This is a genomic window from Mycobacterium sp. NPDC006124, from assembly GCF_040614235.1.
In the GTDB taxonomy this organism is placed as follows: domain Bacteria; phylum Actinomycetota; class Actinomycetes; order Mycobacteriales; family Mycobacteriaceae; genus Mycobacterium.
The window spans coordinates 12,792-35,032 of the sequence record NZ_JBEXUA010000020.1; the positions used below are offsets into that span (position 1 = coordinate 12,792).

General features: G+C 67.7%; 18 protein-coding genes. 12 read left to right on the forward strand and 6 right to left on the reverse strand.

The features are described from left to right. The first annotated feature begins 162 nt into the window (after window positions 1-162). The gene (locus tag ABZ195_RS26335; RefSeq protein WP_355222841.1) at window positions 163-1,080 is read left to right on the forward strand and encodes a LysR substrate-binding domain-containing protein; all 918 of its coding nucleotides are present in this window, start codon (window positions 163-165) and stop codon (window positions 1,078-1,080) included. Between the two features lie 107 nt (window positions 1,081-1,187). Continuing rightward, complete coding sequence (locus tag ABZ195_RS26340; protein WP_355222842.1) at window positions 1,188-2,162, forward strand: aldo/keto reductase; 975 nt, start codon at window positions 1,188-1,190, stop codon at window positions 2,160-2,162. Here ABZ195_RS26340 and tkt read toward each other — a convergent pair. From tkt to ABZ195_RS26355, 3 genes are all read right to left on the reverse strand, one after another. Continuing rightward, window positions 2,159-4,255 (reverse strand): transketolase, encoded by a 2,097-nt coding sequence (gene tkt / locus ABZ195_RS26345; protein WP_355222843.1) that lies wholly within the window; start codon window positions 4,253-4,255, stop codon window positions 2,159-2,161. The genes ABZ195_RS26340 and tkt overlap by 4 nt on opposite strands. Before the next feature lie 76 nt (window positions 4,256-4,331). Continuing rightward, window positions 4,332-5,234: a 2-hydroxy-3-oxopropionate reductase gene (locus ABZ195_RS26350; RefSeq protein ID WP_355222844.1), complete on the reverse strand. Its 903-nt coding sequence runs from the start codon at window positions 5,232-5,234 to the stop codon at window positions 4,332-4,334. Continuing rightward, window positions 5,231-6,088 (reverse strand): TIM barrel protein, encoded by an 858-nt coding sequence (locus ABZ195_RS26355; protein WP_355222845.1) that lies wholly within the window; start codon window positions 6,086-6,088, stop codon window positions 5,231-5,233. Before ABZ195_RS26355 ends, ABZ195_RS26350 begins: the two co-directional genes overlap by 4 nt. A gap of 150 nt (window positions 6,089-6,238) precedes the next feature. Between ABZ195_RS26355 and ABZ195_RS26360 the strand changes: the two genes are divergently transcribed. The 9 genes from ABZ195_RS26360 (at window position 6,239) to ABZ195_RS26400 (ending at window position 17,303) form a co-directional block, all read left to right on the forward strand. Further along, on the forward strand, window positions 6,239-7,168 hold the full coding sequence (locus tag ABZ195_RS26360) for a LysR family transcriptional regulator (protein WP_355222846.1): 930 nt from the start codon (window positions 6,239-6,241) through the stop codon (window positions 7,166-7,168). A gap of 209 nt (window positions 7,169-7,377) precedes the next feature. Continuing rightward, window positions 7,378-8,973 (forward strand): APC family permease, encoded by a 1,596-nt coding sequence (locus ABZ195_RS26365; RefSeq protein WP_355222847.1) that lies wholly within the window; start codon window positions 7,378-7,380, stop codon window positions 8,971-8,973. Next, window positions 8,970-9,962, forward strand: a complete 993-nt coding sequence (locus tag ABZ195_RS26370) for a hypothetical protein (RefSeq protein ID WP_355222848.1) — start codon at window positions 8,970-8,972, stop codon at window positions 9,960-9,962. The genes ABZ195_RS26365 and ABZ195_RS26370 overlap by 4 nt, the downstream gene beginning before the upstream one ends. Next, window positions 9,962-11,005, forward strand: coding sequence for an aldo/keto reductase (locus ABZ195_RS26375; RefSeq protein ID WP_355222849.1), 1,044 nt, complete (start codon window positions 9,962-9,964; stop codon window positions 11,003-11,005). Before ABZ195_RS26370 ends, ABZ195_RS26375 begins: the two co-directional genes overlap by 1 nt. Next, complete coding sequence (locus ABZ195_RS26380) at window positions 11,002-11,871, forward strand: amidohydrolase family protein (RefSeq protein WP_355222850.1); 870 nt, start codon at window positions 11,002-11,004, stop codon at window positions 11,869-11,871. Before ABZ195_RS26375 ends, ABZ195_RS26380 begins: the two co-directional genes overlap by 4 nt. Then, window positions 11,868-13,133, forward strand: a complete 1,266-nt coding sequence (locus tag ABZ195_RS26385) for an aminotransferase class III-fold pyridoxal phosphate-dependent enzyme (RefSeq protein ID WP_355222851.1) — start codon at window positions 11,868-11,870, stop codon at window positions 13,131-13,133. The genes ABZ195_RS26380 and ABZ195_RS26385 overlap by 4 nt, the downstream gene beginning before the upstream one ends. A gap of 41 nt (window positions 13,134-13,174) precedes the next feature. Further along, the gene (locus ABZ195_RS26390; RefSeq protein ID WP_355222852.1) at window positions 13,175-14,134 is read left to right on the forward strand and encodes an AsnC family transcriptional regulator; all 960 of its coding nucleotides are present in this window, start codon (window positions 13,175-13,177) and stop codon (window positions 14,132-14,134) included. Between the two features lie 111 nt (window positions 14,135-14,245). Then, on the forward strand, window positions 14,246-15,859 hold the full coding sequence (locus ABZ195_RS26395) for an amidohydrolase (protein ID WP_355222853.1): 1,614 nt from the start codon (window positions 14,246-14,248) through the stop codon (window positions 15,857-15,859). 19 nt (window positions 15,860-15,878) lie between these two features. Continuing rightward, on the forward strand, window positions 15,879-17,303 hold the full coding sequence (locus ABZ195_RS26400) for an amidase (protein ID WP_355222854.1): 1,425 nt from the start codon (window positions 15,879-15,881) through the stop codon (window positions 17,301-17,303). A gap of 6 nt (window positions 17,304-17,309) precedes the next feature. Here ABZ195_RS26400 and ABZ195_RS26405 read toward each other — a convergent pair whose 3' ends face one another. Beyond that, complete coding sequence (locus ABZ195_RS26405; RefSeq protein ID WP_355222855.1) at window positions 17,310-18,005, reverse strand: DUF1942 domain-containing protein; 696 nt, start codon at window positions 18,003-18,005, stop codon at window positions 17,310-17,312. 215 nt (window positions 18,006-18,220) lie between these two features. On the opposite strand from ABZ195_RS26405, the gene ABZ195_RS26410 reads away from it, so the two are divergent. Beyond that, window positions 18,221-18,682, forward strand: a complete 462-nt coding sequence (locus ABZ195_RS26410) for a hypothetical protein (protein WP_355222856.1) — start codon at window positions 18,221-18,223, stop codon at window positions 18,680-18,682. Here ABZ195_RS26410 and ABZ195_RS26415 read toward each other — a convergent pair. Continuing rightward, entirely contained in the window at window positions 18,672-21,575 is a 2,904-nt protein-coding gene (locus ABZ195_RS26415; protein WP_355222857.1) for an MMPL family transporter, read from the reverse strand. The two genes, ABZ195_RS26410 and ABZ195_RS26415, sit on opposite strands and share 11 nt — an antisense overlap. Next, complete coding sequence (locus tag ABZ195_RS26420; RefSeq protein ID WP_355222858.1) at window positions 21,572-22,018, reverse strand: MmpS family transport accessory protein; 447 nt, start codon at window positions 22,016-22,018, stop codon at window positions 21,572-21,574. The genes ABZ195_RS26415 and ABZ195_RS26420 overlap by 4 nt, the downstream gene beginning before the upstream one ends. Between the last annotated feature and the right edge of the window lie 223 nt (window positions 22,019-22,241).

A 22,241-nucleotide genomic window follows, 5' to 3' on the forward strand; every position in this document is an offset into this window, starting at 1 on the left:
AGGCGAGCTGCCATCCCGCGAGGGCGCAAACGGCATGGTGCTCGGTGTCACACGCTGCATTGATGATTTCCTAGATCACAGTAGAAACGGCATGACTTAACGAAAATGTCGAATTGGTACAGTGCACTTAAATCTTGCTTAACCCCTGCGAGGACGGTCGTTATGGACACCAACCGCATGTTCACGCTCCGCGAGGTCGCCGCCCATGGATCCATCACCGCAGCCGCCGACGCCCTCGGCTACACCACCTCGGCGATATCGCAGCAGATTGCCAAGCTGGAGAAGGAGGCTGCGCAGCCGCTCCTCGAGCGCCATGCCCGGGGCGTAGTACTCACCGAGGCGGGACGCGCGGTGGTCCGCCACACCGAGCGAATCCTGGTCGAATTACAGGCCGCGGACGCCGAACTGGCCGAGATTCGCGGGTTGCGTGCAGGAGTCCTGGCGATCGGCACCTTCCCGACGGCCGGCTCGTCGCTTTTGCCGCTGGTGATCAAGGAGTTCAAGACCCGCCACCCCGGGGTGGACCTGACGGTGCTCAGCGGCCGGTTCTCTCGGCTGGTCGACTCGTTGCGCCGGCGTGAGACCGAACTATCCCTGCTGTGGGACTACGAATGGAACAGGATCGACGATCCGACGTTGACCTACCACCACCTGATGAACGACCCGACGATGCTGCTGGTGTCCGAGCACCACCGGCTCGCCGATCGGGACTCCATCAGCATCGGCGAGCTGCGAGACGAGGCGTGGGTGGTGCGGGCCGACGACCACCCGGTGGCACAAACACTCGAAAAGCTCTGCCAACAAGGCGGCTTCACCCCACGCACCAGTGTGTTCGCCCACGACTACGGCGAAGTGCAGGCAATGGTCGCAGTCGAACTCGGCGTCGCGATCGCACCGCGGCTGGCGGTGATGAACCCGCGACCAGACGTGCGGTCGATCAAGCTGGCGACTCGGCCACCGCAGCGCCGCATCCTCATCGCCCACCTCGCCGAGCGACGTCTCAGCCCCGCCGCCCACGAGGCGATCGCCGTCAGTGCGGCGGCAGCCCGCCGATTGGAGGAGGGCTTCGACCAACGCTGAGGGCCGCGCGGAGGCACCCGGAGCGCACGAATCCTAGGAGCAACGCACCCATTGTGTCCGCACCACGGCCGAGCGATGCTCGAGGGCGACCACGTGAAGGGAGTGCAATGAAGCGAACGAGTCTCGGCGGTCTCGACGTGTCGGTTCAGGGGCTGGGCTGCATGGGGATGAGCGAGTACTACGGGTCCTCCGACTGGGACACCAGCATCGCCACGATCGGCCACGCCGTCGACGTCGGCGTCACCTTGTTCGACACCGCCGACCAGTACGGCGCCGGGCACAACGAGGTGCTGCTGGGCCGCGGAATCGCCGGGCGGCGCGACGAGGTGCAGATCGCCACGAAGTTCGGCATCGACCGCAGCAGCGGCGACGACAAGCGGGTGCACCGTGGCGACCCGCCGTACGTCAAGCGGTCCTGCGAGGCCTCGCTGCTGCGTTTGGGCGTCGACCACGTGGACCTCTACTACCTGCACCGGCCCCCGGACAACGCCGAGATCGAGGACACGGTCGGCGCGATGGCCGAGTTGGTCGAGGCCGGCAAGGTTCGGTACCTGGGTCTCAGTGAAGTCGACGCCGACCTGCTGCGCCGCGCCCACGCGGTGCACCCGATCGCTGCCGTGCAGAGCGAATACTCGCTGTGGACACGGGATGTCGAGCAAATCGCGCCGGTGATGGCCGAACTCGGCATCGGCCTGGTGCCCTACGCGCCGCTGGGCCGGGGTTTCCTCACCGGGTCGGTGCAGGCATCGACGTTGGAGACCAACGACTTTCGCGCACGCAATCCTCGGTTCACCGGCGAGGCGGGTCAGCGCAACCAGGTCATCGCCGAGACCGTCCGCGCGATCGGCGACCGGCTTGGCGTCCAGCCCGCCCAGGTCGCGCTGGCGTGGGTGTACGCCCAGGCGCAACGGCTGGGAGTCTCGGTGGTCCCGATCCCCGGCACCCGCCACGCGGACCGGCTCGACCAGAACGTCGCGGCTGTCGACGTCGAACTCGACGACGCCGCGCTGGCCAAATTGCAACCCCTCAGCGACATGGTGGCCGGCGGTCGCTATGCCGACCGGGGCGGGCCGAGACCCTAGTCACCGTCCAGGCCGTGCTGGCCATTGGTTCGACCGACGACTTCCAGGACCGTTCGAGTGACGTCGTCGACGGTGAATCCGAAATGGCGGTGGAGGTCTGCGGCTGGGCCGGAGGCGCCGAATCGGGTGACCGCGATGATTCGCCCGAGGGGACCGACGTGGCGTTCCCAACCGAACCCGGACGCGGCTTCGACGGACACCCGCGCGGTCAGGGCTGGCGGGAGGACCGAGTCGCGGTAGTCCTCGTCCTGGTCCTCGAACAGGGCCCACGACGGCATGCTGACTACCCGGACCGGAACGCCGGACTCGGCCAGGCGCTCGCGTGCCTGCAACGCCAGCGCGACCTCACTGCCCGTGGCGATGATCAGCGCGACCGGGTCGGTACCGTCGGTCGGATCGGCCAGGACGTAGGCCCCCCGCGCCACCCCGGTTGCCGGTGCCAGCGTCACCCTGTCGAAGACGGGCACGTCCTGCTTGGACAGCACCAAGGCGACGGGTCGGTCGTCGACGGACATGATCACCCGCCAGGCTTCGCGGACCTCGTTGGCGTCGGCGGGACGAAGGTCGACCAGGTTCGGCATCGCCCTCAGCGAGGCGAGCTGCTCGACGGGCTGATGGGTGGGACCGTCCTCACCCATGCCGATGGAGTCGTGGGTGAAGACGTGTATCACCGGTTGGCCCATCAGCGCACCGAGGCGCAACGGTCCTCGCTGGAAGTCCGAGAACACCAGGAAACCGGCCTGAAACGGCCGAAGTCCGCACAGTGCAAGGCCGTTGGCGACCGCGGCGGCCGCGGCCTCTCGGACGCCGAAGTGCAGATTCCGACCGCCGTAGTCCGCGGGCCCGAAGTGCCCGCTGGCACCGCCGAGAGCCGTCTTGGTCGACGGCGCCAGGTCGGATGCGCCGCCCATCAGCCACGGCACCGCCGCCGCGACCGCGTTGAGGACCCGGTGGTTGGCAATCCGTCCCGCCACCGGCCCGTCGGCGGGGCTGAATTCGGGTAGGTCGGCGTCCCATCCGTCGGGCGGCGTCCGGGTGACCATCGACGAAAGCTCCTCGGCCAGTTCAGGATGTGCGCTCTCGTACCGGGCCATTACGCCGTCCCAGTCCTTGTGTCGCCGGGTGCCCCTGGCTCCGACGCCGAGGGCGAACCGCTCGTAGGCCACGTCGGGCACGTGGAACCTTGCCTCTTCCGGCCACCGGTAGAAGCGTTTCGCCGCGCGCGCCTCGTCCTCGCCAAGTGGCTCGCTGTGGGCGGAGGCGGTGCCCTGCTTGGTCGGAGCGCCGTAGCCGATGATGCTGCGGACGATGACGAGCATCGGCGACCCGGTGTGCGAGGTGAACTGGGTGAAGGCCCGTTGTAACGCGGTGAGGTCGTTGGCGTCTGCGACGTAGGTGACGGTCCATCCGTACGCGCGGAATCGCGTCGCCACGTCTTCGGTGAACGCCAGGGACGTCTCGCCCTCGATGGTGATCGCGTTGCTGTCGTAGATCCAGCAGAGGTTGTCCAGTTCGAGGTGACCGGCCAGCGACGCGGCCTCCTGGCCGATGCCCTCCATCATGTCGCCGTCGCCGGCGAGGGCGTAGACCCGGTAGTCGAACACGTCGAACCCCGGCCGGTTGAATCGTGCGGCCTGCCACTTACCGGCCATGGCCATGCCAACGCTGGTGGCGACCCCCGTGCCCAACGGGCCCGTCGTGCACTCGATCCCGTCGGCGAGTTCGTACTCCGGGTGTCCGGCGCAGGGGCTCCCGAGTTGACGGAATCGACGGATGTCGTCCAATTCGATTGCCAGGCGGTCCTGTTCGGCGCTGCGGACGCCGGCCAGGTGCAGCAGGGCGTAGAGCAGCATGGAGGCGTGTCCCGCCGACAGGACGAATCGGTCGCGGTTGATCCAGCGCGGATCGTTCACGTCGTAGCTCAGCGTCTGATTCCACAGGGTGTACCCGACCGGCGCCATCGCCATGGCGGCCCCGGGATGCCCCGACTTGGCCCGCGCGATGGCGTCGATCACCAGCGTTCTGATCGTGTTGACGGCGACGGTGTCGGCGTCGGCATCGACGGTGTCGACGGTGGTGGCGAGCTCTGTCATGTCGATTCCTCTGGTAGTCAGGAGACGTCGTCGCGTCGCCGCCGTATTCCGGCGGCCGGGGCGGCGACGACGGTCGTTACGGTGTCGGGCGGCCGGAGAGCCGCTCAACGAGCCGAAACAGGGCGGAGTGGTCGAGATCGCCATCACCCTGGGCGTCAGCGCTCGACATCAGCTGGGCGACGACGGCACCGAGCGGGGCGGCAGTCCGTGACGTCCTGGCCGCAGCGGTGAAGATACCCAAGTCCTTGTCGTGCAGCGTGATTCGAAATCCAGGGGCGAACTCGCGGGCGACCATGGACCGCGCCTTGCGGGCCATCACGGTGCTGCCCGCCAGCCCGGCCTCGAGGACCGAGATCGCCTTCTCGGTGTCGACCTGCTGCGCTTCGAGGAACACCAGGGCCTCGGCCAGGAGTTCGATATTGCCCGCCACGATCAGCTGGTTGGCGGCCTTGACGGTTTGGCCCGCGCCGATGGGGCCGACGTGGACGATGGTCTTGCCGAGGTGTCGAAGCACCGGGGTGGCATCGGTGACCGACGCCGCGGAGCCGCCGACCATGATGGACAGCGTGCCATCGATGGCGGCCTGTTCGCCACCGCTGACCGGTGCGTCGAGGAAGCGCAGCCCGCGCTTCGCCGCTGCGTCGCCGACGGCGCGGGCGGTGTCGGGGCGGATGGTGCTCATGTCGACGAACAATGCTCCGGGTGCGGCCGATTCGAGGATGCCGTCGGTGCCGAGCGCCACGGCCTCGACGTCGGGGGAGTCGGGGAGCATCGTGACGACCACGTCCGCGTCACGGACGGCGCCCGCGACGTCGTCGGCGGGCCGCATGCCCTTCGCGACCAGCGCGTCGACCTTCGCCCTGGTGCGGCTGAAGCCGACGACGTTCAGGCCGGCGGCGCACAGGTTCGCCGCCATCGGCGAGCCCATGATGCCGAGCCCGATGAAGGCGACGGTCGGATTTCCCGTGGGCGCGCTCATCGAACCACCTCGGCGGCAGTCGAATCGGCTTTCAAGCCTGGCGCCAACTGGTACAGCCAGGCGAGCCCGGCCACCGTGTCACCGGTGGGCACGTACTCCAGCCCGAGGCCTCCGGCGTAACCGGACTGCTCGAGGAGGTCGACCAATCCGATGATGTCGGCGGCCCCGGTGCCGGGTTCGTGGCGACCGGGTGCATCCGCGATCTGCACGTGCCCGATGCGGTCGACGTGGTCGGTCACCACGCGGCGCACGTCGTCGCCGTTGACGGTCAGGTGATACAGGTCGGCCAACAGCGCGATCCTGCCGACCTGCGTCCGCTCGCGGACCCGGGTGATCACGGCGAACGCGTCCCCGGCCAGCTTGAGGGGGTAGGCCTGCACCCCGCTGACTGGTTCGACGAGGACGGTTGCGCCAATGGAGTCGCTGTGCTCCGTGGCGGCGGTGAGGGCGTCGAGGGCCGCCTCGTCCTGTTCGTCGGTGCTCAAGCCGGGGATCCGGTTGCCGTAGAGCGCGTTGAAGGCCGTGACGCCCAGGCGGGCGCCGATGTCCACCGCGACGGCCACGCTGTCGTCGAATTCGCCTCTGCGGGAGGGGTTCGAGACGACGCCTCTATCACCACCGGGCATGTCGCCGGCGAAGAAGTTCAGCCCGCGCAGCACCACCCCGGCGTCGGCGACGGATGCGACGAAGGCGTCGACCTCGGTGGATGACGGCGACGCGCTGGCGAAGGGCCACCAACACTCGATCGCCTCGAAGCCGGCCGCTGCCGCGGCCGCGGCCCGACGTTCGAAGGGCACCTCGGCGAACAGCAGGGAGATGTTCGCCTGCGACCGTGCCCACATTGCGGAAGTCACCACGTCCTCTTTCCAAAACCGTTGGGCTGCAGGGTCGTGCAGCGTCACTGACACTAGGTTTCAGACCACCCCGGGACAATGACGAACACCCGCCGCGATTATTCGTCGATGCCGAACAGTCGGGCCGCCGGCCGAGTAGGCTTGCGCCGCATGACGCAGCCCAATGTCAGCCTTCGCCAGTTGCGCGCGTTTCTGACGGTCGCCGAGCACCGCAGCTTCTCCCGCGCGGCTGAGCAGCTGTTGGTGTCCAACCCCTGGTTGAGCGAGACCATCAAGGACCTGGAACGCCAGCTCAAGGTGCAGCTCTTCGTCCGCACCACCCGGTCGGTCGAGCTGACCGACGCCGGGGCTGTGTTCTCCCATTTGGTCGCCCAGATCCTCGACGACCTCGATGCCGCCATCAAGTCCGCTCAGCGGACCGCCGACCGGGATGGTTCGGCGTTGACTCTGGGCTACACCATCGGGGCGGGCCTCGAGGTCATCCCGTGGTTGCTTAGGACCTTCGCCGCCGAGTATCCGCAGCGCCTGCTGCGGTCGGTGGAGTACGACTTCGCCGATCCCACCGCCGGACTGCGGGACTCCTCGGTCCACGCCGCGATCATCCGGCCGCCGACCGGGCTGGCCGGACTCACCACCTTGGAATTGGTCAGCGAGGACCGGGTGGTGTGCCTCCCTGACGGGCACCCCCTGGCGAGCCAGGACAGCGTGAGCGTGGCCGATCTGCTCAAGGAACCCATCATCGCCGCGCCGAAGGCGCCCGGTCCGTGGCGGGACTACTGGCTCCTCAGCGAGTACCGCACCACCCCCGCCATGGTCGTCGACGAGGCCAGTACTCGCGACGCCGAATTGCACCTCGTCGCCCGTGGCGTCGGCATCAGCGTGACTTCGGCTGGTGCGCAACGTTTCTACTCACGACCGGGTGTGGCCTTCCGCCGCATTCGTGACATTCCCCCATGCGTGGTCGCGCTGGCGTGGTGGCCGGAACACACCGCCAAGGTCGCCGATCTCGTCGCCATCGCGACCGGGTTCAGTGCCGTCGCAGAACAGCTCAGAGCGGCCAACCGCCTTGAGATCCCGTGACCATCATTCGGAGAAGCCGAACAATGGGCCGTCAGCTTCGTCATTGTGTTGGGACGACCGCGGTCATACGGTCGATCCACTCCGATCGGTGGTGTCGTTGCAGCGCTTCGCTGACGCGACGGTCACCGAGTAGGCGTCAGCAGATCCCCAGCCGCTGCTAAATGCAGCGGCACTCCGGCCCGAGGGCCGCCGCACGAGAAATGGGAAGCATGACCTCACCAGTAAGTTCACCGGGAACACAACCCAAGCTGCGGCGATCCTTGGCGACGTGGGCGGCGATCTCGCTGTCCGTGGCGGCCATGGGCGCCAGCCTGGCGGTCAACATCAACCCCCAGGGCGCAGGAGCGACCGTGGGCCGAGCGGTCCCACTGACCTTCATCCTCGCCACCGTCGGAGTGCTGTTGGTCGCCTACGGATTCGCCAGGATTTGCAGCCGACTCAGCCACGCCGGCTCGGTCTTCGGATTGACTGGCGTGACCCTCGGCCCGCGAGCCGGCGTGGTCGCCGGCTGGTCGCTCCTGGGCGCCTACCTGAGCTTCATGCTGACCACGTCGATGACGGCGGGCATCTTCGGCGCCGAATTCCTCCGTGGCCTTGGCCTTTACGAGACCACCCCCGACATCGTGCCCTGGATCATCGCCCTGGTCGCAGTGGGTATCGCCACGCTGCTGGCCATCTCGCCGGTCAAGAAGTCGATGGCCACCCTGCTCTGGGTGGAGATCTGTACGACCGCGGTCATCGTGGTCATCGCCGTCGTGGTCGTCGCCCGTGTGGTCGGTGGCAGCGCTCCCGGTGGGCAGCGATTCACCCTCGACATGTTCAGCGTGCCGCCCGGCATCTCGACCAGCACGCTGTTCCTGGGCATCGTGTTCGGCTTCCTGTCGTTCGCCGGCTTCGAAGCGGCTGCCAGCCTGGGCGAGGAGACGACCAATCCCAAGCGGGCCATCCCGATTGCCATCTTCGGCGTGGCCTTGTTCGGCGGTCTGTTCTACATCGTGGGAACCACCGTCGAGATGCTTGGCTTCGGCACCGATGCCGCTGGCGTGGAGGCATTTTCGAAGTCGGCGTCGCTGTTCGGCACGTTGGGTGAGCAGTACGTCAGTCCCGTCGTCGGCGATCTGGTGACCTTGGGCACCGCGATCTCCGCGATGGGTTGCGCATTGGCCACCGCGGTCGCCGCGTCACGGCTGCTGTTCGCGCTCAACCGAGGGGCTTTCGAACGCCGTGGCTTCACCAAGGTCTCGGCCAAGTCCGGCACCCCGATCAGCGCGACGTTGTTCGTCTGCGGGCTCGCCGCGGCGATCATCGTGCTGATGCGGTTGTTGGTCACCGACGCCGCCTTCGACCTGTTCGCATGGTCGGGAACCGTTGGCACGCTGGTGCTCCTCGTGGCGTATGCATTGTTCTCCGTCGGCGCGTGGTACTACCTCTGCATCCGGGCGCCGCGGCTGGGTCACCGGGCGGCACCCCTGGACTACGTAGTGCCGCTGCTGGCGATCGCCGTTATCGGCTACACCATGTTCCGCAACGTCTCGCCATGGCCTGCGACGGGCGCTGGACGCGCCAACATCGTCATCGCAGCGGCGTGGGTGATCGCGATCGTCGTGGTCATCTTCGCCGCCCCCAAGACCACCCGGCGGATTGCCGAATCGCTCAGCCGCGACGAAGGTCTCACCGCGGAGGCGGGATACCTGGCCGTCGCGGTGGAGGAGGTCGACGAGCAGCTGCACCGCTCGGCGTCCGCGGCGGCACCCCGGGTCACCGGCGGCTTCCACGGCGAGAGCCCAGAAGCCGCCAAGTCGTGAGCCGCGGTACGACGCACCTGAGCATCGACGACGACTGGACCTACCACGGCCTGCGCGTCGTCCGGATGCAGAACCAGCACCTTGCCATCGACGTCCTGCCCGAACGCGGGGCCAACATCTTTCGGGTGGTGGACAAGAGGCGTGACCTCGACCTGCTGTGGAAGTCCCCGCGCGTGGCTCCCCACGTGGCGGCGGTACACGCCGACTTCGACGACCATTGGGCCGGCGGCTGGGACGACGCCTTCCCGGGCGGCCGGGCGTGCCGCAACCGATACGGCGACCTGCTGCCCTACATGGGTGAGGTGTGGACGGCGCGGTCAAGCCATCAGATCCATTCCAGCGCAGACGAAGTCGTGCTCACCACCACGGTGCGCACGCCGATAACGCCAGCCGAACTGACGCGCACCATCACCCTGCGCGCTGACGAGCAACGCTTCACCCTCGGGTACACGTTGCGCAACATCGGTACGATGCCGTTCGACTACAACTGGGGCGTGCATCCGAGTCTGTCGTTGAGATCGGGTATGCGATTCGACATCCCGGCGACCAGGGGACTGGTCGACGAGGCCGGCGGCGAGGTGCTCGGCCTGCCGGGCGACGAGTACGACTGGCCGATGCTCCGCGGGCACGACCTGCGCCGCGCCGACGACGTCGACGTCGGTGCCTTCGCCCTGCACTACCTGACCGGCTTGAGTGCGGGGTGGGTGGCCGCCACCGACGTCGCCGACCGGCGTGGTTTCGGACTGTGCTTCGACCACGAATTGTTCCCCGTGGTGTGGTTCTGCCTGGTCTACGGTGGCTGGCGCGGCTATCAGCAGGCCCTCGTCGAACCGTGGACCGGGTACCCGAGCCCCCTCGACGAGGCCGTCGCCGCCGGACGCGCCCGCCTGCTGGGCCCTGAGGAGAGCGAGTCGACCGAGGTGGTCGCCGTCGTCTACGACGGCGTCGACGAGGTCGTCGACCTGCAGCCGGACGGGACGGCGCGCTGATGGTGGCGAAGGACGCGGACAGCAGCTCCCGCGTATTCCACGACACGGCGGTGAGACTCGGCCGTACCCCGCTCACGGTGACGGCCCTTGGCTTCGGTGCCACGGCCATCGCCGGCATGTACACCGAAGTCGACGCCGACGACGCGACCGACACCGTGGCCGCCGCTTGGGCGGCCGGGTTGCGCTACTTCGACGTCGCCCCACAGTACGGGCGCGGCAACGGGGAGACTCGGCTTGGCCGCGGGCTGGCGCCCTATCGGCGTGACGACTACGTGCTGTCCAGCAAGGTCGGTCGCCTGCTGCGGGCCGACGCCGATCCGCACCCCGACGACTTCGACTCGACGGGCCAGCCCTATGACGCCGGGGCGCCGAATGTCGCCACGGTGTACGACTACTCGCGCGACGGCGTTCTACGCTCGATCGAGGAGAGCCTCACCCGGCTGGGCGCCGACCGCCTCGACGTTGCCCTGGTCCACGACCCTGACGACTACGTCGACGAGGCACTCGCGACGGCGTTCCCCACCTTGATCGAGCTGCGTGAGCAGAAGGTGGTCTCGGCGATCGGGGCCGGCATGAACCAGACTGCGGCACTGGAGCGCTTCGCCCGGGAGAGCGATCCGGACATGTTCCTCCTGGCTGGCCGCTACACACTGTTGGAACAGACTGCGCTGCAGTCGTTCCTGCCGCTGTGCGTCGAACGCGGGATTGCGGTCGTGGCGGGCGGCGTGTTCAACAGCGGCCTGTTGGCCGATGCCGGACCGGGCGCCCGGTATGACTACGACCCGGCCCCGGCCGACGTGGTCGCCCGGGCCCACCGTCTTGCCGAGGTGTGCCGGCGACACGACGTGCCCCTCAAGGCGGCTGCCCTCCAATTCCCCATCGCACATCCCGCGGTCGTGGCGGTCCTGACCGGAGCCCGCAGCCGTGCCGAGATCCTCGAAAACGTCGACCTGTTCGACCGGCACGTCCCCGACGAACTGTGGAGTGACCTGGTGTCGGAGGGACTGCTCGACGAGCGCGCACCCGTGGGTGCACGATTTTGAAGACGGTCGACGCCCACCACCATCTGTGGGATCCCGACGTAGGGGAGTATCCGTGGATTACCGGACCGTACGAACCGCTGCGGCGGCGCTATGACGTCGATGACCTCCGACCCCACCTGAACGCCAACGGCGTCGTGGCGACCATCGTGGTGCAGGTCCGTGCCGACCTGACAGAGACCGTCAATCTCCTCGAATTAGCCTCGTGCACTGACGAAGTGGTTGGTGTGGTCGGCTGGGTCGACCTCGAGTCGGGGGACGTGCCCGGTCGGCTCGACGATCTTCGTGGGGGTGTCGGCGGGGAGTACCTCGTCGGCGTCCGGCACGCCGTGGCCGACGAAGCCGATCCCGGCTGGCTGCTCCGCGCCGGCGTCCATGCCGCGATGCGGGTGCTCGCCGAACGGGGTTTGACGTACGACCTCGAGATCACCACTCGCGAACTGCCCGCCGCCGGGACGTTGGTGCGCCGTCACCCGGATCTTCGCTTCGTGCTCGACCACGGCGCCAAACCGCCCATTGCCCTGGGCTGGTCCCAGCGCTGGGCCGACGGCGTCTCGGCCCTGGCCGAGAACCCGAACGTGTGGTGCAAGCTCTCGGGCCTGGTCACCGAGGCGTCATGGAACCAATGGCGGGTCGACGATCTGCAACCCTACGTCGACCATCTGCTCGACACGTTCGGGGTGTCGCGGCTGATGTTCGGGTCCGACTGGCCCGTGTGCGAACTGGCCGCTCGCTACGACGAGGTACTGGCGGCCGCCATGGCCACTCTTGCGGATCTTGACGCCGACGACTTGCGAAAAGTCATGCGCGACAACGCCTTGAACGTCTATTCGACATCAGCCATCGACCCGGGAGAGGAACGCTCATGAACGGCGTCACCACGATTCAGCACGACCTTCGGGAACGCGCGAAGCGCGTGTTGCCGGGCGGCGTCAGCAGCAACACCCGGCTGCTGAACCCGCACCTCATCGTCGAACGGGCCAGCGGCTGTCGGCTGTGGGACGTCGACGGCACCGAATACCTCGACTATCTGCTGGGGCAGGGGCCCAACTTTCTGGGATACGGGCCGCCCCGCGTGGTGGAGAAGATCGTCGCCGCCCAGCGCGACGGCATCATCTACGCGGCCACTCATCGACGCGAAATCGAGGCCGCCGAGCGGGTTCTGGGTGTCCTGCCATGGGCCGATCAGCTGCGCTTTGGCAGCTCGAGCAGCGAGATGGTTCAGGCCGCCGTGCGCATCGCTCGCAACGCCACGGGTCGGCGCAACGTCCTTCGCTTTCACGGGCACTATCACGGTTGGTTCGACAACATCCAGATCCGCTCGGAGGGCGACCGGGTCGTGCCGGGCAGCCTCGGGCAACTCCCCGATGCCCTCGATCCCATGCTGACCGTCGAGTGGAACGATGCCGAGGCGTTCACCGCGGCGTTGAGGGACCACGGCGACACGATCGCCGCCGTGGTGATGGAACCCATGATGCTCAACGCCGGGGCCATCGTGCCGGTCGACGGTTACTTGCAGCACGTGCGCGAGGCGTGCACCCGATTGGGCATCGTCCTGATCTTCGACGAGACGATCTCCGGCTTCCGGGTGGCCCTCGGTGGTGCGGCCGAGCGCTTCGACGTGGCGCCGGATCTGGCGGTCTACGGCAAGGCCATGGCCGCCGGGTGGCCGTGTGCGGCGTTGGTAGGCCGGGGTGAGCTCTTCTCCGACGTCGCCACCGGCGCGCTCACCCACGCCGGCACCTTCAACGGCAACACCATCGCGACCGCCGCCGTGTTGGCCTCGCTCGACGAACTCGAGGACCGCAGCGTCTACCGCCATGTCGAATCGGTGGGCACCGCCCTGATCAACGGCCTCACCGCGCTGCTCGCCCATCACGACGTACCCGTCAAACTCCAAGGCTTGCCGATGGCCTTCCACGCCCGTTTCGACACGGGCACCGAACCGCTTACCAGCTTCGCTCAGGTACAGGCCTTGGATGGCGAGCGCTACGGACGGTTTGCGACCAAGCTGATCGACGCCGGCATCTGGGTTGCCTACCGCGGAATCTGGTACGTCTCGGCGGCACACACCGGAGCCGACGTCGACGAGACACTCAAGCGATTCGACGCAGCGCTGACCGATTCCTGAGCGGTAGGCCTGCCGGCACACCCGATCGGCATACTGTCGCAGTGCACCTCGACCAACTCGACCGCAGGATCGTGGGTGCCCTGCAGGTGGACGGCCGCGCGTCGTGGCGGCGCATCGCCGAAGTGCTCGACGTGTCGGTCAGCACGGTCACGCGCCGCGGGATGGCGCTGCTGAACTCCGGCGCCGTCCGCGTCGTGGCGTTGCCGACGACGACCAGCACCGCGATCCTCGAGGTGACCGCCACGGCGCAGCGGGTCGACGCCGTCGCCCGTGCACTGGCCGAGCGTGGCGACACCATCTTCGTGTACGTGGTCGGTGCGCCCACGCGCATCCTCGTCGAGGAACACCATTCGACGGGTGATGCGTTGGCCCGCAGGGTGATCGACGAGATTCCCGCTCTCGACGGCGTCACCTCGGTGTCGGCCAGCCCCATCCTCGACTACTACCGGACCCTGAGCTCCTGGATGCCCGGGCAACTCTCCGAGTCGGAGACCGCCGCGCTCAACGACGCGTTCGGGCGGTTGCCGCCGGCCGCGATGCCCCAGCTCGGTGGGGCGGATCAACAGATCCAGGACATCCTCGAAGCCGACGGCCGCGCGGCCGCCACCGACATCGCGACGGCCGTGGGGCAGTCCGAGACGAGCATTCGCCGACGACTGTCGGCCCTGATCGGCACGAGGATCGACGTGCGCGCCGTCGTGGCGCCGGCGCTTCTGGGTTTGGACGTCTCGGTGTTCCTGTCGATCCGCATGGCGCCGGCGGAGGTGCCGTCCGTCGCGGCGGAGATCGTCGCGTCCGACTACGTGCGGTACGCGGCGATGACGATGGGCGAACACCAGCTGTTGGTCGACGTCGCCGTCGAGACGCTCGAGGACTTTCGCGGATTCATCACCACGCAGCCGTGGACGTCAAGGGTGGCGGCCATCCGGTCCTCACCCGTGCTGGCCACCTACAAGCGCAGCGGTGTCACCGTCACCGAAAGCAGTGAATTGCGCCGTTGACGATTCTCGCCGTGAACGATTTCGACGGAATCGAACGCGCAAACGGGGCATTGCCGCCAGCGGCAGGGGTACCGTGACGCATCACCCTCGGGACCACTTGGAGCGAATCGGATGATCCACTACCGCAACGCACGCATCTTTACCGCAGCCGAACCCGGCTGGGCCGAGTCGATGGTGGTCGACGACGGCCGCTTGCAGTTCGTCGGGGACGACGCCACGGCCGCCGCGTACGCTCCCGAGGCCGACGTGGTCGACCTCGGCGGCGCCTTCGTGTTGCCGGGATTCATCGACGCGCACACCCATCTGGTGCCGTTCGGCGAATCCCTTGGTCACGTCGACCTCATGGGCACCCAGAACCTCGACGAGATCGGTGCGCGCGTCCGGGCGGCGGTCGCCGCGGATCCCGGTGCTTCGCGCATCGTGGGGCGCAACTGGCTGGCGACGTCGATACCGGGGCGCATCCCCGACCGTCACATGATCGACGAGATGGAAGCGGACCGGCCGGTGTACCTGGACGCGTTCGACTCTCACTCGATGTGGGTCAACACCGCGGCGCTGCGCGAGCTGGGGGTCGACGACGACACCCCCGACCCCATCGGTGGGCGGATCGCCCGCGCTCCCGAGACCGGTGCCGCCACCGGCATGCTCTACGAAACCGCGTCCCTGAACCTCGCGACGCACTTCTTGACCTCGACGGTCACCGACGACGATCGCGATCGTGCGCTACGACTGGCCTTCTCGCGGTACCTGGCGGCCGGGGTGACCGCCGCGGTCGACATGGGCCTGCGGCAGGCTGATCTGGAATGCCTTGAGCGGCAGCTGGATCAAGGCAACGGCACCCTGCCGATCCGCGTCGCGGCGCACTGGCTCGTCGACCTGTGCGCCACCGAGGCCGAGAACGTCGCCCAGGTGCGGCACGCCGCGGATCTCGCCAAACGTCACGACGGGCCATGGTTCCGGGTCGCGGGAATCAAGATCATGGTCGACGGCGTCATCGACAGTTGCACCGCGGCAATGAAATTGCCCTACGCCGACGGAAGCCATTGCGGACCGATCTGGAGTCTGGAGGCGCTCGGGCCCGTCGTCGCCGCGGCCGACGCCGCCGGCCTGCAGGTCGCCATGCACGCCATCGGCGACGACGCGTCGGACATCGCCCTGTCGGCGATCGAGTACGCGCAGTCGGCCAACGGTCCCATCGATCGCCGTCACCGCATCGAGCACCTGGAAACCGTGACGCCGGAGAACGTTCGGCGCCTGGCGAGCCTCGGCGTCGTGGCGTCCATGCAACCCGTGCACGCCGATCCGGCGATCATCGACAACTGGCGCGACATGCTCGGCGACGACCGTGCCGACCGCGGCATGCCGTGGCCCGAGATCACCTCCGCGGGTGGGGTTCTCGCGTTCGGCACGGACGCGCCGACGGCTCCCCACGCTCCGCTGCCGAACATGTACGTGGCCACCACCCGGTACTCGGCACTCGTACCCGGACTCGGGCCCAACATCGGGGAGTTCGCGCTGCCGATGGCCGAAGCGCTCGCCCACGGCACCAAGGACGCCGCCTTCGCCTGTCGCTGGGACGAGTTGACCGGTCAACTGGTGGCCGGGAAGGCGGCCGACTTCATCGTGCTCGACCGAGATCCGTTCACCGGCGAAGAGGCCGAGCTGTTGAGGACCAACGTCATCTCGACCTACGTGGCGGGAACCCGGGTGCCGTGCGCGTCGTGACGAAGGAGGTGACCTGCCGATGACCGGCGCGTTGGTGATGCGCAGTGCCCGTGAGCAGTTGCGAGGCCTCCAGACGGGGGAGTTCTCCGCCCGCGAGCTGCTCGACGCTCACCTAGAGCAACTCGAGCGGTTCAACGCGACGGTCAACGCCGTCGTCTCGATGGATCCGGACGCGGCCGCCGCGACGGCCTCGAAAGTGGACGCCGCCCGCGCGGCCGGGTCGACGCTTGGCCCCCTGGCGGGCCTGCCCATGTCGATCAAGGACACTCATGCCACTGCCGGGTTGCTGACGACCTACGGCTCGAAGCTGTTCGCCGACAACGTTCCTCCCGCCGACGACGAGATCGTCCGGCGGTTGCGCGCGGCCGGAGTCGTCATCGTGGGGAAGACGAACGTGCCCGAGTTCGCGGCAGGGTCGCACACCCACAACCCCGTCTTCGGCACGACCCTGAACCCCTATGACCTCGGGCGCTCGGCGGGCGGAAGCAGCGGGGGTGCCGCCGCCGCGCTGGCCGTCGGATTCCAGCCGCTGGCCGACGGCAGCGACATGGGTGGCTCGCTGCGCAATCCGGCGTCGTTCTGCAACGTCGTCGGGTTGCGGCCGACGCCGGGCCGGGTGCCCGACCCCACCGATGCGTTGCCGCACTTTCCGTTGTCGGTGTCGGGCCCGATGGCGCGCACCGTCGGCGACGTGGGCCTGATGTTGTCGGTGATCGCGGGCCCACACGCCGCGGATCCCCTTGCGCTGAACGAGGATCCGCGTGACTTCGCCAACGTCGAACCCGCCGATCTGCGGGGCCTTCGGGTGGCCTGGGCGCCCACCCTCGGCGGTCGGATTCCGGTCGAACCCGAGGTCCGGGCGGTGCTGGACGATGCCGTGTCGGTGTTCGAGGCGCGGGGCGCCCACGTCGAGCAGGCTTGTCCCGATCTGGACGGCTCCGACTTCGTCTTCCGGACGTTGCGTGCGGCCGAGTTCGACTTCGCCTGGGGCGACGTGGTCGAACGGCAACCCGATGCGGTGAAGGCGGACATCGCCTGGAACGTCGAGCGTGGCCGAGCGCTGAGCGGGCGCGAGGTCACCCGAGCCGTGGCCGAACTGACGCGGCTCCAACGTGCGGCGCACGCCTTCTTCGACGACTACGACGTCCTGTTGGCGCCGGCTGCCCAGGTCCCGCCGTTCGACGCGACGCTGGATTGGCCCACCGAGGTCGCCGGCACCACGATGACCAACTATCTGGACTGGATGGCGGCCTGCTACCTCATCACCCCGCTGGGTGTTCCGGCGATGTCGGTGCCGGCGGGCTTCACTCCCGGAGGCCTGCCGGTGGGTTTGCAGGTGATCACCAGGGCCGGCAGTGAAACCCGACTGCTGAGTATCGCGGCTGCCTTCGAGGAGGCGACGGGATGCGGAACCCGCATCCCGCCGCTCCTCGACCCAGCGTGATCCGACTTAGTTGTTGCCCACCGGTGGGGTGTCGCCCGCGGGTCCGTAGGGTCCGTTCTGGGCGCCGTCACTGATCTGCGGCGGTGTTGCCTGCATCGGGCCGGTCGATCCCTGCACGCCGGTGCTGCCACCGCCGGTCGTCGAGTCGGACGAACCACCGCCCGACGACGTGCCGCCACTGCTGTCGGTGCCGGGCACGACCTCGGCGGGTTCGATGGGCTGCAGGCCCACCCAGCCCAGTTGGTCCTGGAAGTCGGCGTTGTAGACGACGCTGTCGGGGTTCTCGCCCACCACGTCGAAGTACAACTTGCCGGATGCGCTGGCGCCCTGGCCCAACGGGGCCCCGCTCAGCGTCGACACCGTCGGCAGCACCCGGTAGTCGGTGCCACCCGGGCTGCGCGCGATGAAGTTGACGATCTGCGGGGTGACCGTGCCGACCACGGCGGTGGTGGTGGCGTTCGCCTCGTAGAGTCGCCCGGCGACGGGATACGGCACGACGTCGCGGCTGGGCTTGAGGTTCTTGATGGTGTAGCCGATCTCACTGCTGAAGTCGCCCAGGCTGTAGTAGTCCTTCAGCGTCTCTTGGACACCGAATCCCTTGATGTTGTTGATCGCCGACGCGGGCGCGACAGCACACGTCGCAAAGAGTGCTGTGGCACCGACCACGACGCCCGCGATCCGCTGAATGTTCTTGGCCTTCATGTGTTTCCCTCCGGCGCCTGAGTGTGCGCGTAGTTGCTAGTCGGCCGTGAGTTACCCGTGGGCATTGGTGGCAAACGCGGAGACCAAAGTCGTAAGAATCTGTCAGCGGCGTGCGCACCTCGCGTCGAGATCGCCGCGAGGAATTCGGGACGGTTCGCGGTTGAGGTAGCGTTATTAGAGGTACTACCTAGTCACGGACGACGGAAGGGGCCGGCATGGATCTGGGCGTGTGGGGATTTCTGACGATCCTGGCCGGCGTGGCCGGGCTGACGTTCGCCGCGTGCGTCTTCGTCTATTTGCGCAGGTTGGACGGCCGGACACCGGCGCCGCTGGGTGAAGAGGTGGGCGCCCACAAGGCGATTCTGGCGAAGCTGCGCAACGGCGAGCCGATGTCGCGCACGGAATTCGAATACGCGACCGAACTCGTCGACGACGCCCGCTCACCGCTGGCCTTGGCCATCCCCGCCACCCTGTTCTGCTGCGGGTTCTTCTACGTGGTGGGTTGCCTCTACGAACTTCACGTCTACGGCGGCAACCCGTCGTTTCGCACCTTCGTCGGCGGCATTCCCATGCTGTCGTCGATCAACATCGCAGTCCAGCTGCGCAAGGTCGCTCGGTTGAAGCGCAAGCTGGCCGACGTCGAGACCACGTCCGCGCCCGAGCCCGTCAGCGCTTGACCGAGGTCACCGCGGGGTCGCCGTCCTCCCACAGGGGCAGTTGACGGTTCGCGGAATCGTCGGCTCCGGGCCAGTGCCGGGCGGGCCGGGGGCGTACCACCTGCGGCCACCAGAACCACCGTCCGAGTAGCGCCGCGATCGACGGCGTCATGAACGATCGCACGATCAGGGTGTCGAAGAGCAGGCCCAGCGCGATCGTCGTACCGATCTGTCCGAGGATTCGCAGGTCGGCGAAGACGAAGGACGCCATCGTCGCCGCGAACACCAAACCGGCGGCGGTCACCACCGAACCCGAGCCGGCCATGGCGCGGATGATGCCGGTGTTCAATCCGGCGCCGATTTCCTCCTTGAACCGGGAGATCAACAGCAGGTTGTAGTCCGATCCGACCGCCAGCAGTAGAATGATGGCCAGCGCCAACACGATCCAGTACAGGTCGATGCCGAGCAGGTCCTGCCAGATCAGCACCGACAGCCCGAACGACGCACCCAGCGACAGCGCGACCGTGCCCACGATGACGAACGCCGCCACGATGGAGCGGGTGATGAACATCATGATGAGCAGGATCAGGCTCATGGCGGCGATCGCGGCGATCATCAGGTCGTACTTCGCGCCGTCCTGAATGTCCTTGTAGGTGGCCGCGGTACCTGCGAGGTAGAGCTTCGATCCCGCCAGCGGCGTGCCCTTGACCGCCTCCTGTGCCGCGTGTCTGATGCCGTCGATGTGCGAGATGCCCTCCGGCGTCGCCGGATCGCCCTCGTGGGTGATGATCATCTGGGCGGCCTTGCCGTCCGGTGAGAGGAACAGCTTCAACCCGCGCAGGAATTCGGGGTTGGTGAAGGCCTCCGGCGGCAGGTAGAAGGAGTCGTCGGTCTTGGAGGCGTCGTAAGCCTGACCGAGGGCCGTGGAGTTCTGCAGGTTCGCCGCGGACTGGCCGTTGATGCCCGAGTTGGTGGCGTAGTTGGTCATCGTCAGGTCGCGGTTGGTCTGCTGGTTCGCCAGCTGAGGGGGGAAGAGCGCCAACAACTTCGGCTGCAGTGCGTCGAGCTTGGCGATGCTGCCCGCGACGTCACCCAGCTGATCGGTCAGTGCGTCGATGCCGTCCAGCGCGTCGAAGATCGACCTCAGCGCCGCACAGACGGGGATGTCGAAACAGTGTGGCTCCCAATAGAAGTAGCTGCGCAGCGGCCGGAAGAAGTCGTCGAAGTTGGCGATCTTGTCGCGCAGGTCCTGGGCCGTGGCGACCGTCTGTTGGAAGGCCTTGGCCTGCTCGTCGGTGACCTCGGCGGATTGCTGCTGCAGGGCGTACTGCTCGCGCAGCACCTTGACGCCGTCGTCGATGGTGGCGACCTGCTTGAGCAGGTCGGCGGCGCGGGCCTGCTGGAACGGCAGGTTCTGGATCTGGGCCGAACTGCCCGCGCTGATCTGAAACGGTATCGACGTGTGGTCCAGCGGCGTGCCCAGCGGGCGGGTGATCGACTGCACCTGCGCGATGCCGTCGGTGTGGAAGACGGCCTTGGCGACGCGCTCCAGCAGGATCATGTCCGTCGGATTGCGCAGGTCGTGGTCGGCCTCGACCATCAGCAGCTCGGGGTTTAGGCGGGCTTGGGAGAAGTGCCGCTCGGCCGCCGCGTAGCCCACGTTGGCCGGGGCGGTGGCGGGGATGTAGGGCCGCGCGTCGTAGCTCGTCTTGTAGGCGGGCAGCGCGAGGAGGCCGATGAGTGCGATGGCGACCGTCGCCACCAGGATCGGTCCCGGCCAACGCACGATGGCTGTCCCGATGCGCCGCCAGCCCCGGGTGTTGAGTGGCCGGGCGGGTTCGAACAGGCCGAAGTGACGCCCGATCGACAGCAGGGCCGGCGCGAGCGTGAGGGCGGCGATGACCGCGACGAGCACGCCCGTGGCGGCGGGAACGCCGAGGCTCTGGAAGTAGGGCAGCCGGGTGAAGGTCAGACAGAACACCGCGCCGGCGATGGTCAGACCCGATCCCAGGATGATGTGGGAGGTGCCGCGGTACATCGTCGCGTAGGCGCTCACGCGGTCCTCGCCGGTGAGACGTGCTTCGTGGTAGCGGCCGAGGATGAAGATCGCGTAGTCCGTGCCGGCGGCGATGACCAACAGCGTCAGCAGATTCGTCGAGTACGTGGACAGTTGGATGATGCCCGCGTTCGCCAGGACGGCCACGACGCCGCGGGACGCGGTCAGCTCGATCATCACGGTGAAGATCACGACGAATACGGTCGTGAGGCGGCGGTAGATGAAGAAGAGCATCAGCGCGATGACGCCGAGGGTGATCAGCGTGGTCTTGAGGGTGCCTTGCCTGCCGACCTCGAACTGATCGGTGACCAGGGGTGCGGCGCCGGTGACGTAGACCGTCACCCCGGGTGGCGGCGACGAGCGGTTCACGATGTCGCGGATGGAGTCCACGGACTGGTTGGACAGCGATTCGCCCTGGTTGCCTGCGAGGTTGACCTGCAGCAGTGCCGCCTTGCCGTCGGAGCTCTGCGAGCCGGCAGCGGTCAGGGGGTCGCCCCAGAAGTCCTGGACGTGCTCGACGTGGGTGGTGTCCTGGGTCAGCTTCTTCACCAGGTCGTCGTAGTAGTGGTGCGCATCGGCGCCCAGTGGCTGCTGGCCCTCCAGGACGATCATCGCGGCGCTGTCGGAGTCGTACTGCTGAAACTTCTTGCCGATCTCCTTGCTCGCCTGCAGTGACGGCGCATCCTGCGGGCTCAGCGAGACGTTGTGCGCCTCGGCGACCTTCTCCAGCTGCGGTACGAAGACGTTGGTCACCACGGCGAGCGCCAGCCAGAACAGCACGACCAGCGCGGCGTACCGGCGGATTCCGCGCCCCACCCGGTCGGTCCGCGTCGGACTCTCGGCCTGGTGGGTGCTCATCCGGACTTGTCCAGGCAGTAGGTGTAGGCGTTCAGTGTGTTCACCGTTCTCTCGTCCTTCACCACGTCGTCGATCTTGATGCGGCAGCCGAGTGTGCTGCTGTCCCCCTGAGCTGCGACGTTGACGAACACCGACGGTTGGGTAGTGGTGGCGTCGTAGGCCCATGGCAGGGCTGCGTCGTTGACGACCTGTGGTTGGGCGTTGACGTCGAGGTAGGTGATGGTCGCGACCGTGCCGGGTGGGCCGAAGACCTCGAGGACCACGTGCTTCGGGTTGAAGGGCACGATCTCGTTGGCCCCTGCGCTCGGCGTCGAGACCACGTCCTGGGAGGCGAAGATGGCTTGCAGCCGGTACACGGCGAAGCCGGCGACGGCGACGACCAGGATGGCGACCAGCGGCATCCAGCGTCGACCAAGGCGCCTCCCAATCGAAATCCCGTGCAAGCGTGGCCCTTTCGGCGAGCTGGGACAGGCGGACGGTAGTAGGAGACGTCGGTGAGTGGTCGTTAGATTAGCTAGGTGGACAGTACGATACGGGACCGTACACCGCAACGAATACCTTTCGACGGTGCGCTTGGACCCGCCGTCACCGGGCCGTCGTGGCCGGTAGATCACGATTGAATCTCGGAAAGATTACCGATTGGGGTGTGACACCTCGTAAAGTGCA